Below are 12,209 nucleotides of genomic sequence, written 5' to 3'. Positions count from 1 at the left end.
CTCGGTGAGGGCCCGGCCACTCCGAGCGCCTGATCACCCTCACGCAAAACGTCGAAGGTGGGCAGACAGCATCCGGTCTCGCGCGGCCATGCCGAAAAGATCGGTCGACGGAGTGCCCTGCCGATCTTGGCGGAGCACTCCGCTTCTCCTTTTGGCTTCCCTTGCTGAAAAGGGATGTCCGAGGTGGGTCGTAGCGTTGAGCACAGGTACGTGGAGAGGCAAGAGATGAGCGCGAGTTCCATCCGATCCCAGCTCGAACGCAAAACCAAAGCGCGAGCTGATGCGGAAAAGAAGGTCGGCGAGTTCCGCACCAAAGAGGCCGCCAAGCGGACAAAGGCCACCAGCGAGCGGGCAGCCTCCGCGAAGGCCAGCAGTCCGACGACCGCCAAGAGCAGGCTGAGTGCTGCTGCCCGGTACGAGGACGACGCCAACAAGGCGGCTAAGGAGGCTGGCGCTTGGAGCACCACGGCGGCCAAGTACAGCAAGGAGGCAGCGGATTTGCAGGTGAAGCTCGCGAAGGCCGAGCAGAGCGAGCGTGACGCTGTGGAGAAGATCCGTAGGAGGGAGCAGGAGCAGGCCGAACGGCGTGCGGCAGCTGAGCGGCGGAGTTTCGAGAGCCGTCTGTCGACGACGGAGAGCCAGGTGCGAACGGCGTTGAGGGATCTGCGAGCGCCGAAACCGGAGCCGCTTCGGGTGCTGCTACTGGGCGCATCGTCCGAGGGTGATCTGCGGGTGGGCCGGGAGCAGGAGCGGATTCACGCAGCCGTGCGCAGCGCGACGCACCGGGATCTGGTGAAGCTGGAGGTGCACCCGGCCGCGACCGCGGATGTCCTTCTGAACGGGCTCACCCAGTTCCACCCGCACGTCGTCCACTTCTCCGGCCACAGCTCGGCTGACCTCATCGCATTCGAGCAGGACGTGGAGGAGCACCACAAGGGCGCCATCGTCACCAGCGGCGCATTTGCTCGGGCGATCGGGGCCGTAGACGAGCCGCCGCTGCTGGTCCTGCTGAACTCCTGCCGTTCCGCCCCGCAGGCCGAGAAGCTGATCGGCACCGTCCCTTTCGCGATCGGCATGTCCGACTCGATCGGCGATGTTGACGCGATGACGTACGCCGCCCGCTTCTACGCCGCCATCGCCGACGGCCAATCGGTCGAGGCAGCGCATCTTCTCAGCCAGGCCGCGATCGCGATGAACGGTCTCCCTGACTACGACCTGCCGACCCTGGTCTGTGCCCCCGACGTCGATGCGCGGGCAACGCGCCTTGTCACGCCGCCCCCGGCGTGACAAGGACAGCTGTCCCCCCGATGGGGCGGTCCGCCGGTCCTTCGGTGAACTGCCCTTGTGCCGGACAATCTCTGACCGCTCCCCCGCACGACGGACCCCGGGCCTGCTCAGGCCCGGGGTCTCGTGCTGCCGGCGGGCCAGCTGTTCTCACCCGGGCGCCCGCGAGGGCTGTAACGCGAAGGTGTAACGCACGCCAGTTCCCGCTGGGAAGGGCATTCTGGCAGGTCAGAGGTGAAACGCGGAATCCGCGTTGCACCCCCGTTTCACTGCCGATCCGCTGGGGGGCCTGCCGCACTGCTGAGATTCAGTCCGTAGGCGTCTGCTCTTGGGGCGGGAAGAAGCCGAGCCGCTCTGAGTCGTCGGCGCTGAAGGCGTAGATCCTTGCCTGTTCGGCGATGGCAGCGGGCGGTGTGCCGTTTTCGATGATGATGACTTGGCCGGGGGGGTTGTCGATCAGGTCTTGGTAGAAGTGCTCAACGACGTCGTGGGTCATCAGCTCTGGGTTGGCTTCGCGGTTTTCAGGCTGGCGGTAGGTGACCACGGGTGAGTCGAGCATGATGAATCCGGGGTGGATCAGGCCGCGTGTTGTGTTGCGGCGTGCCAGGGAAACGGTGAAGGCCGCGTGGATGATGGAGCGCATGCCCTGGCCCCGGCTCCCGCGGGGCCTTCCGTCGACTGAGACCTCTGCGGTGGTCGGGTTGTAGGTGACGCGGTTCTCTCCGGGGACATCCCATGCCTGGAGCGTCTGGTGGATCGCCTGCTCGAAGTCTGCGATGTCGGCGGCCGGGATGCCGTCGGCTCTAGCTGGCGGCGGGGCTGGCACGGCATCGGAGAGGGATGCCTTCATGTCTTCCATCTGCTCGATCTGCGCATGAATGGCCAGCTCCTGCTCCAGCCGTGATCGTGCCGCGATGACCTCGCTGGTGTCCGTAGCGAGTGGCTCCAGCTGCTCTTCGAGCGCGCACAGTTCACTGTCGATATGCGTGAGTTGCTCAGCGTGGGCGGCGCTTTCCGCGTTCAGGTCGGCGGCTTGAGCCTCAAGGTCTCCGGTCGTGCTGAGGAGGTCGCGGTGCAGCTCTGTGGTCTTGCGCTGTTCGGCGGCGACTGCTGCTGCCAGTTGCGTCGTCTCGGCCAGGTGATGACCCGGGTGCTGATGTTCTGGCTCTGCTCCGCAGAAGACGCAGGTCCCGGTCTGGAAGTAGCCGAGGAGGTTCCCGGCCTCTCCGACCATCCGCAGGCGTTCGAGGTCGGATTCGTACTGCTGGCGTAGCAGCGTGAACCGGGCCAGCAGCTCGCGCACTTCACTCGCGCGCTGCTGGGCAGCGCTACCGCTGGCTTCCAGGTCTCGGCGGCGGCGCACGAGCGTGGAACGGGACGTGATGAGCTGACTGGTTCGCGACGTGACGGCGTCCAGAGACGATTGCAGGCGGGTCAGCTGTTCGCGCAGCTCGGACTGGTTCGCGGCGATGGTGAGCTTGCTGCGGTTGTCATTGATCAGGCGGTCGAGGATCGCGACCTGGCCTTTGCCGATCTTCTTTTCCTCGCGGGTGGGCGCGGTGGGGCCGGCTGGTTCGTCCGTCCCGGTGAGCAGGAGCTTGAGGACGGACTTCTCACCGGTCTCGTTCTGTGGCATGCCCGTGGTGAGAGTCGGGGGGCGCTCGGCGCCCATCCGGGTGACGTCGATGACGGACAGTCGGACCAGATCTCGGTAGCTGAGTAGCCGCACTTTCCCGAGCGAGTTCCGGAGGATCTTAAGTCCGTCGATGCCCAGCGTCTTGAGGAGGTAGCGGGAGATATTGCCCTGAGAATTGGGGTTGTGCTTGAAACTGAGGGTGGCGTCGGCTGGCCCTGCGGTAAGCGTGCGCACATCGTGGTTGTACACGTCGATAGTGCTGTCTTCGAGACCCCGGGAGAGGGTCATGACCCGGCCGTCGTCGACGCGCAGGCCGAGCAGGATCCGGCTGTAGCCCTTGCTCTCCGGGATGGGCTTGAGTTCACCGGCACCGAGCATGTAGTCCACGGACTTCTCGATATACGACTTACCCGTGTCGGAACCGCCGTAGACGACTGTCAGGCCCGGGTCGAACTCCACGGCCGCTGGCGTCTTCCCCATGCCGAGGAACGTCAGGTGTACCAGCGTCAGTCTGTTCACGGCACGTCCCTTTCGGCTGTCTGAGGGGTGTCTGCGGCGAGGCTGTCGAACCAGCGCTGGGTGATCTGCTTCATGCCGTCGCGGACGTCCGATTCTTCGTGCATGTAGGTGCTGACCAGCCAGGCGGCGCGCTCTGTCAGCAGCCCGAGGTACGGGGCTTCCAGGACGTGGAGGAAACTGGCGGCCTCTTCGGTGGCCCCGTAGAGGAAGCCATCGCTGGTGGCGGTCATGTCGGCCAGGCCGGCCCGCATGAGGACGACCAGTCCTTGTTCGATGAGGCGCCGGCGCATTCCGAGCTCGCCGGGGCCGATGGGCAAGTCGGGGTGGAGGCTGGGCGGACCGTCCGCGAGGTCTCCGCTGTGGAGCATGGCGTGGTCGAGGTAGACGAGCTGGGCGACGTCCAGGCGGCGGGGGAAGGTCTCGGACAGCAGAACCAGGGCCCGGATGCCGACCTCCAGGGAGCTGTTCAGAGGATTCATGTGGACTCCTCTTTGCACCAGGTCAGCGTCAGCTTGTCGTCGTTCTCGTTCGCCAGATGGTGGCACAGGCCTTTGAGGTCGATGACTTTCACGACGGAGCTGAGGATGTTGTGGGGGTTGGGCTTGTGGGCTGCGGCGGCGTCCATGACGGCGTCCAGGCGGTGCTGTCCGCTGGCGTAGTCGCGGTCTTCGATGTCGACCACGGCGTCGTACAGGTCCTTCTCGATCGCCTTGTAGGTCTCCTCGGGGACGCTCTCGCGGGCGAAGACCCGCAGCGACTCCGCGTGGAAGAACGCCTCCCGGTGGCGGGCCATCTTCCGGTTGACCGCTTGGTGATCGCGGACCTGGACAAGTGTTTGTAGGCTGAGGCCGTACGTCTGGTTGTAGACGTCCAGAAGTTTTTGCACGTAAACGGCTTCATCGGCCCTCTGCTCGGCCGGCGCCGGGGCGGCGGCCGGTCGGGGCGGGAGCGGCTTCGGGAAGCGACGAACATGGTGCGGGGTCGTCGCATGCAGCTCGAGGATGTTCTCGATGTCCGCGGCCTCGAACATCGAGAAGTCCGTCTGGCGGGCGAGGTCTCCGACTGCTAGCCGCACGGCCGGGTCAAGATCAGCCCCGAGTTTAGAGTCGGCCTTGTCCCAGGCGTCGAGGAAGTCCTGCCTCAACTTTGGAGGGTTGAGGAGGCGGCGATCAAGGATCGGCCCGATCTTCGGCGCGACGAAGACGTACCGCGTGGGCAGCTCGTACTCGCCCAGCACCTTCGCCGTGAAGATCTTGACCATCTCAGGCCATGCATCGCTCTGCGTCAGCGCCTTGGTGTAGTGCTTGCACTGGTAGCAGTGCCACTCGCCGGCCACACCCTGCACGGTGAGGCACGCTGCGACGTCTGCTCCTCGATCGCCCGCACCGCCCATCCTCTTCACTCGAAGGTACGAACGCCCGTTCCACGTGCCGAAGGCCCGGACCCACTCGACGGTGAAGTCCTCCCAGTCATCGGCCTTGTAGACGTGGGCCAAGAGTTGCTGCGGGGTGAACGCCGGAGCGCCCTGTGGAACCGTGACGACCACCGGAGGCGAGGCCGGCTCTGAAATGCCTTCGAAGACCGGTCTCGCGCCATCACAGCCGGGCTCGAGCTCCCCCGCCACACTTCACCGCCCCCGGCACCGAACCATCCCGCAAGATCACGCAAGTCCTATCATCTCGACTCGCTCAGCGTGAAGACCGGAGAACTCATTGTTCACCCATGTGGGTGAGAGGCGCGGCGTCCAGGCGGTCCAGCCGTTCGTAGGAACGCGGAGCAAACGGACGCGATCCTGGGCCCAGCGCAGGGCGCCTTCGAGCGCCGTGGACAGTAGAGCGGCCGTCTCGCAGGATGACGTCGACAGGCGCCTGCTGGCCGCTGTCGGCCGACAGCTGGTTGGCAGCGAGGCGCCGGACGACGGTGGCGACCGCGCGGGCGTGCCTGGTCGGCAGGAGCGCTAACTCCGCCGTCGCACCTCTGCAGGGTGTCCGGGCCGGTCCACCACCGTCGCAGCCCAGTCCCGCGCCGCCTGCCCGAGGGTGCGCGGGGTCCACTACGGCGGGCTGCGGGGCAGGCCGCCACGACGCGAACTGGTGCCGCTTCCCCGAGGCGCCCTGTCCGCAGTCCTGATCACACCCTCCATCACCAAGGGCTGAGGACAAGGAGAGGGCACAGAGGGGATGTCAGCGCCCCGAAGCGGCGGTATAGACATCGCTACCCCAGGTCAGGGACCCTTTTCGAAGCGGCCCTTGACAGAACGGTGTGCCCAGGCCGTTGCCTACTCGGTTCCGCGCCTAGTTGCACAGTCCGTTGCCCAGCCGGTTACCGAACGGCACCGGGCAAAAGTCCGGGAAACTCCGGCCGCACCGGCCGCCGGCTGCCGGTCGGCCTGCCGGGGGCGGTCGGACTGCTGCGGCGCCCGGCCAGCTCAGGTGACCCGGTCGGCAGGCGCGGCCTCCAGGCGGTCCAGGCGTTCTAGAGAGCACGCACCAGGCGGGCGCGAAAACGCCCCGAGTCCGCGCCCTGCGCCATCTGCCGACCCGACCGGCCGCTGGGCACCACCGCCGCATAACTGCTCCGGGCTTGGTGGCCTTATGCGCCCAACGGGTTTGCTGGGACGGAGTGGAGCTGCTCCAGGATCTTCTCCATACCGAGCAGCCCGGCGTCCAGGCTGATCTGCTGGAGCCAGCTGTCGATGAGGGCCTGGCGCTCCGCCGGGTCTCGCTGGTCGACGCCGGGGTCGGCCAGCAGGCTCGCCCCGCGAGAGGTGCCTGCGTCCAGGATCGAGGTCAGGCCGTTGCCCGCGAGCAGCTTGGGCACGTCCGTGCTGCTTTTGAAGTCCAGGCCAATCGGCTGGGGCACTACCAAGGGGTCGATCCCCGCGAGGACGGCGAGCGCGGCGGTGGCTGGTTCGTCGACCAGCGAGGCTGCCAGGGCGTCGACCAGTTCGTACAGTTGGGCCACGGAAAGGCGCAGGCTACCCGGCTGACTCGAGGTCGTGTGGCTGATGCGTACGAAGACCTCCAGGGTGACCTGCAGGTGCGAGACGGCAGCGCCGTAGGCAGCCGGCAGGTCGACCTTGGCTATGGCCTCCAGCGGGAAGGGCGCCCCTCCCCCCGGGCCGCCCTGCCACAGCAGGCGAACGTTGCGGGCCCGGTTAAAGCCGGAGCGGTGGAACGGGTTCAGGCCCCCGTCTCCCATTGATGAGCACCAGTGGAGCATGGCCCGGTGCAGGGGAGAGGAGTTCAGGGCATCAGCAAGTGCCTGCACACCGCGCTCGGACAGCGGGCTCCAGGTGGCGGAGGCGTCGACCGGCACGAACATGCCCGTACGCACGACGAAGTCGGCTGCCTCCTGCCCGTCGTCACCGCGGGGAAGCTCCGCCGGCGGAAGCCGCATTCCGGTGGCCACCGTCTGGGGTGCGGCCTCGTTGACCAGCTGCGTCAAGCGCGACAGGTCCGCGACCGCGTTGCGTCCGTGAAGGCGGATCGGGGCCGCCCCACTGATCAGCAGCGGGCGCGGCGCTTTGGCGGGGTCGACGCGGACGACCAGGACCATCAGGCCGTCAGTGCCGGGCAGGGCGACGGGGATGATCTCCGGCTCCCACGGCGGTTCCAGTTTCTGGTGGCAGGCGTTGACGATCTGGACGATCGTCGGCTCCGGGACGCCCGTGATCCGGTCGGGCACGTTGCGTTCGGTAACGCCGACCAGGATGAGCCCGCCGTAGCTGTTGGCCATCGCCGCGACCGAGTCGGGGATCTTCTGGGCGTAGCTCTCCTTGTACTCCAAGGTCAAGCTCTCCGGCTGGCCGATGGCGACCAGCTCACGCACACGCTCCAGCGTCACATCGTCAGCGCGGCAGGCGAACAGGGAAGCAGTAGAGGTCACGCGGGCCGCCTGTCCGGCGGATGAACACGGTTGAAGGATTTCACCCGGCCACGCTAGCGAAGCAGGCCGTACCCACGTGCAGATCCGCCTACACAGCTAGAACAGTCAGCAAGGCCGGCTCCAGGTCCTGCCCGCTGCCGTCGGCTTCCGCGCCCCAGCCGCCCTCTGCGAGCCCGTCGACGGCCAGCCCTACGACCAGGTGCCCACCGAGCAGTACGACGTCACCCCAGCCTGCAAGATCGAAGGGGCGTACTTTGGAGCCCAGTGTGGCCCGGCCCGCACCGCACCCCCGGCCCCGCCCCGGCACCGTCTGCCGACCCAACCGGCCTGGCGAACCGCAGCCCCGTGCTCTGACCGCATTGGTTCAAAGGCGTTTCTGCTCTATGCCGGAGCGTGGTGTCTGCCGCCGGTCGGAGCAATTGTCAAGAGTTGTGGATTGACACGCTGCCGGGTTGGCGAGGTGGGGTATTGCTCGATGCGCCGAGCATCGGAAAGTTCGCGTGACACCGCCAGCATTGACCGTCGCTCACGAACAGGCTCACCGACGAAATCGTCGCGGTGACGGGCAACCGGTCGGCCAGTTCCGCCTCCACCTCGCCGAAGATCCGGGATGGCTGCCCATGGGCGACGGTCAGGTGCGGGATGACCTCGGCAAACTGTCCCCCGTAGGGCGGCGCCTCCGGCCATCGTGTGGTAATGGACTCGGTCAGCGCGCGAAGCGGCTGGTCTGGGGTCGGCGCCAGGTAGAGCACGTCAGGGAAGCGGCCAGACTCGTCGAACCGGACCGTGAAGGAGTCATGCCCGGCGATCAGGGTCGTGAGATCACCGATGACCGCGGCACTGATGAGATCGACGTCGAGGAACGGGAAGAGCACCGTCACGTGGGCGGGAATCCCGGCCGCTGCGGAGGCGTCGAATCGCCGACGCCAGTTCTCAACCAGTGGTTCGGCTTCCGCCACCGTGGCAAGCAAGGCGGTCTGACCTGCTCGGTAACGTCCTGACTCTTCTTGGGACACGGTTGGATGTTCTCGGACGGCTTCCGTTCGCGCCACCGGTTTCAGGCAGCGTTGACCTCCTCGCACTCGACCAGGACACCGTTCTCGCACCTCGCCCCGGAGCGGACCAGAGCAACAAGCTGAGCCCCGGTGATCGCCCGCCAGCGAGCCTGGGCCGACTCCACCAGCTTGAACACCATCGCCAGGGCTGCGGCCGGGCTGCCCGCGCCGCGAGTGACCTTCGTGCGGAGCTTGACCGTCGAGAACGTCGACTCGATCGGGTTCGTGGTCCGAAGGTGGATCCAGTGCTCGGCCGGGAAGTCGTAGAACGCCAGCAGCTCGTCCTGGTCATCGGTGATCTTCGCGAGGGCCTTGGGGAACTTGGCGCCGTAGGTCTTCGCGAACGCCTCGATCGCCTTCTCCGCGTGGGTGCGGCTCTCGGCGTTGTAGATCTCCTGCATCGCCTTCGTGGCGCCCGGCTGTGCGGACTTCGGCAGGCAGTTCGTGACGTTGCGGGCTTTGTGAACCCAACATCTTTGCTGCCGGGCAGCGGGAAACACCTCGGCCAGTGCCCGCCACAAGCCCATGGCACCGTCGCCGACCACCAGCTCGGGGTCACGCATTCCGCGTCGCCGGCAGTGGCGCAGCAGGTCGGCCCACGACTCGGTGGACTCGCGTAGGCCCTCTGCCAGCGCGATCAGCTCCTTGGTGCCGTCCAGGCGCACCCCGAGCAGGACCAGGACGCACGAGTGCGTCTGGCCGAGACGGACCTTCGGGTGCACCCCGTCGGCCCACACGTAGACGAAGTCCCGGTCGGACAAGTCCCGGTCCTGGAAGGCGGCGTGGTCCTCGCCCCACTGTTTCGTCAGCCTGGTGACGGTCGCCGGCGACAGACCGGCAGCGCCGCCGAGGAACTGCTCCAGCGCGGGCACGAAGTCTCCGGACGACAGCCCGTGCAGATAGAGCAGGGGCAGCACCTCCGAGATCTTCGGGGACTTGCGGCACCACGGCGCCAGGATCTTCGACGAGAACCGCTTGCGCTCGCCGGTGGCCTCGTCCACGCGGCGGTCGTTCACCCGGGGCGCGGTGACCTCGACCGGACCTGCCGCGGTGACCACGGTGCGGGGCCGGTGATGGCCGTTGCGGACCACCAGGCGCCGCCCGTGATCGTCGGTCTCGGCGGCCAACTCGGCTATGTACTGGTTGACTTCCGCTTCCAGCGCGGCGGCCAGCATGCGGCGGGCGCCCTCGCGGACGATCTCGTCGATCAGGGAGCCGGATTGGGTGGAGCCCTCGTCGGTGACTACGCTCAGCACGGGCATGCCTTCCCGACCCGCGCTACGAACGCGGGCCTACTCGGAGACCATCACAGGATCATCGGGAAGGTACGCCCTCCGCATACCCTCTCGGGCTGATCCACAAGTCCTGAGCATTGCTCGCGTCCGGCAACTGCTGCGCGATGGCATCAGCGACTTCCGGCGTGCAGACGATCTCAACGCCGACGTGCCGGTAGCCGGGGTCGTCTTCCTCTTCTTCTGTGACTGAGCGCCTCAGTTGGCCAGTGAGCGTCTCAGTTGGCCGCACGAAGAACGATCAGCTTTCACGAAGGCGGAGGACCAGACGGGCCCCGTGGGCTCACTCGACTCCGGGGCCGACGGCTCCCGCGCAGCGTTTCAGCCACCAAAGCAATGCGTTCAAGAAGCGCTGCGTTGAGCGCGGTGCGGAGCTGCTTGACCTGCTCCAACTGGTGGTTGATGGCTGACTCGTCTTCGGCGACGCACGGAACGCCAGCCGAGTGGTTGAGGATCTGTTGGCGGATCTTCTGCTGGGCGTCCAGAAGCTCGTCGAAGATCTGGGCGGAGAGGCGGTTCACCTCCTCGCCCACATCCGCCATCACGGCGTAGCTCACCTCCACGTTCTTCAGGGTTGCCTGGCTAGCCTCTTGGTCGAACGCTTCGAGTTGGACTTCAACCCCGGCGCTGAGGCTCTGCTGAGTACGGAGCAGCACGTCCATCCGAGCCCATCCCGTGGTGCGCAGAGACATCAGCTGAGTGATCACCGTGTTGCTGATCAGCTCCGCGCGAGACCAAGACGCTTCCTCCCTCTGGTGCCGACGCTGAACCATCGCCACCCAGATGGCAGCACCCGCGCCAATGGCTGCACCACCCAACCCACTAGCCAGCGACACGAGCGCTGAAGAATCCGCCATTGGGAGAAGCTCCCCAGCCTGAGCCTGTGGGGAACGCACCTGCTCGAAATCACTGTGGCTGAGCAGTGCGCCCGTATCGAGGCCGCGAAGCTGCGACCGCCGAGACCGAGCAGCTCACAGGATCCTGAGAGGTGGGGCAGGTCAAGACGTCACCCGATCGTGCACCAGACCCGATCGCCAACGACCAGGTACTTCAATCGGTACGAGGGTGCTGTGCGCCAGTCGACTGGCGCACAGCACCCTCGTCAGTCGCGGGTCCGGTGGTCCAGGGCGTTGCCAGAGGCTCGGTGGTGGGCGGACTGGTGAAGGCGGTCTGGATGAGGCTGCGCAGGATCTCGGACTTCTCCACCCGGCGACCGTTCCGGCGACGCGGGCGGGGTCGCCTTGGTGCGCCGTCGTACCGTCGCACAATTCCTACGGTCTGCCGTCGTGCCGTCAGCGGCGCTTTGATGAGGTATTTCGGGTGCCAGCCTGTGGTCGACGCGGTGGAGCCTGCTGCTCGCCTCCGCTCCCGGCGCCCTGACTCTGCTCCTGAGCACGGTGATTCCGCAGGACAGCCGGGATCGCCTGGAATTGTGGCGCGAGTGGCTGCGCCGCCGAAGCCGCGAACCCGCCGGCCCGACACAGCCTCCCCTCCCCCACGAACACCCCACACCCCTTCCGGCAGATGATCCGGCAGCAGGCGACACGGGCGGCACGGGCGGCACGGGATGATGAGCGCGTGACCGAGGAAGGCACCGCTCCCATCACCGCTCGGGTGACGTTCGGCACCAAGAAGCAGCTCACCGGCATGCGGTTGCTGTTCAAGACCGAGCGGGCCAGGGCAGGGGCACTGTCGGCGACACCGCAGTGGGACTGGGAATCTTCCCGGCCGAAAGGCCGCCGTGAAACGCGCGCAGTGGACGATGCACCGCGCGCACCTGCGCCAGACCGGTGAGCTGACCGGCGCCCTCGACGCCCGCGTGGCGTCCGGCGTGTAAGCCGAACAGGTGCTGTCCGCGTGCTGGAACACCAGCGCCGACGCCATCGGGCGCCTGCAGGGCTGGCCGCGCCGTCGACGATCGGTGTGCCAGGCGTGCTGGCCGGGCCGACCGCTGCGCAGCGAGGGCAGAAGCGCCTGCGCTTCGCGGCTGGAGCCGGCGCTGACGGGGGGAAATGTGCGAGTTGGCCTCATGCTCGTGACGCCGTGCCTAGCATCGAGGCATGACCTGGGTGGGCGCGGCGTGGTGGGGGCTGTTCGGTGGCTTCGCCGTCGAGGCGCTGGAATTCTGGACGGCCGTACGCCGCCATCACCTGTGGCCTTGGGAGAATCCGGGTGGCGGGCCGACGCTGGGACCCCTGGCCTACGCCACCGCCACCGCCCTGCGGCTCGTCGTCGGGACCGGTGTGGCGGTCGCAGCGCGCACATCCGGGCACAGTGCCACCGCCTGGGTAGCGATGATCGTCGGGGCCGGGACGCCTTCGCTGCTGGAAAGAGTGACAGCGTTCATCCCCTTGGCCGTTCAGGCCAGCGTCACCGCGCTCACCGCCACCACCCCGCGCCTGGGAGAGAGCGCCCAGGCCGCATTCCTCGTCCGGCCCCCGGACCCTAGCTCCACTGAGAACGGCCGCCCCGGCATGACGCCCCCGGACGGCCAGAGCAATGTGTCCGACGGTGAAGGCCAGGGGGAGTGACGGC

Annotated in this window: 10 protein-coding genes; 3 read left to right on the top strand and 7 right to left on the bottom strand. The window is 67.2% G+C overall.

Annotated features, from left to right (window positions below; translation table 11 throughout):
* Positions 1-225 precede the first annotated feature (225 nt).
* Positions 226-1,287 (top strand): hypothetical protein, encoded by a 1,062-nt coding sequence (locus tag OG900_38780; protein ID WUH95531.1) that lies wholly within the window; start codon positions 226-228, stop codon positions 1,285-1,287.
* Between the two features lie 304 nt (positions 1,288-1,591).
* Here OG900_38780 and OG900_38775 read toward each other — a convergent pair whose 3' ends face one another.
* From OG900_38775 to OG900_38745, 7 genes are all read right to left on the bottom strand, one after another.
* The gene (locus tag OG900_38775) at positions 1,592-3,439 is read right to left on the bottom strand and encodes a hypothetical protein (GenBank protein ID WUH95530.1); all 1,848 of its coding nucleotides are present in this window, start codon (positions 3,437-3,439) and stop codon (positions 1,592-1,594) included.
* Positions 3,436-3,918, bottom strand: coding sequence for a threonine transporter (locus OG900_38770; protein WUH95529.1), 483 nt, complete (start codon positions 3,916-3,918; stop codon positions 3,436-3,438). Before OG900_38770 ends, OG900_38775 begins: the two co-directional genes overlap by 4 nt.
* Positions 3,915-5,063, bottom strand: a complete 1,149-nt coding sequence (locus OG900_38765) for a hypothetical protein (protein ID WUH95528.1) — start codon at positions 5,061-5,063, stop codon at positions 3,915-3,917. The genes OG900_38770 and OG900_38765 overlap by 4 nt, the downstream gene beginning before the upstream one ends.
* 968 nt (positions 5,064-6,031) lie before the next feature.
* Positions 6,032-7,270: an ATP-binding protein gene (locus OG900_38760; protein ID WUH95527.1), complete on the bottom strand. Its 1,239-nt coding sequence runs from the start codon at positions 7,268-7,270 to the stop codon at positions 6,032-6,034.
* 479 nt (positions 7,271-7,749) lie between these two features.
* A complete protein-coding gene (locus OG900_38755; protein ID WUH95526.1) occupies positions 7,750-8,343 on the bottom strand; it encodes a 2'-5' RNA ligase family protein in 594 nt (197 codons plus the stop codon).
* A gap of 41 nt (positions 8,344-8,384) precedes the next feature.
* Complete coding sequence (locus tag OG900_38750) at positions 8,385-9,638, bottom strand: IS256 family transposase (GenBank protein ID WUH95525.1); 1,254 nt, start codon at positions 9,636-9,638, stop codon at positions 8,385-8,387.
* A 284-nt stretch (positions 9,639-9,922) separates the two neighbouring features.
* A complete protein-coding gene (locus tag OG900_38745; protein ID WUH95524.1) occupies positions 9,923-10,336 on the bottom strand; it encodes a hypothetical protein in 414 nt (137 codons plus the stop codon).
* A gap of 916 nt (positions 10,337-11,252) precedes the next feature.
* Between OG900_38745 and OG900_38740 the strand changes: the two genes are divergently transcribed.
* Both OG900_38740 and OG900_38735 read left to right on the top strand, forming a co-directional pair.
* Positions 11,253-11,468, top strand: coding sequence for a hypothetical protein (locus OG900_38740; GenBank protein ID WUH95523.1), 216 nt, complete (start codon positions 11,253-11,255; stop codon positions 11,466-11,468).
* Positions 11,469-11,734: 266 nt separating this feature from the next.
* Positions 11,735-12,205 carry a hypothetical protein gene (locus tag OG900_38735; protein ID WUH95522.1) on the top strand — a complete coding sequence of 157 codons (471 nt, stop codon included), beginning with the start codon at positions 11,735-11,737 and terminating at the stop codon, positions 12,203-12,205.
* Positions 12,206-12,209: the final 4 nt, after the last annotated feature.

Origin of the sequence: Streptomyces sp. NBC_00433 (assembly GCA_036015235.1) — a bacterium.
GTDB lineage: Bacteria > Actinomycetota > Actinomycetes > Streptomycetales > Streptomycetaceae > Actinacidiphila.
This window is presented reverse-complemented; position numbering and strand designations above follow the sequence as displayed.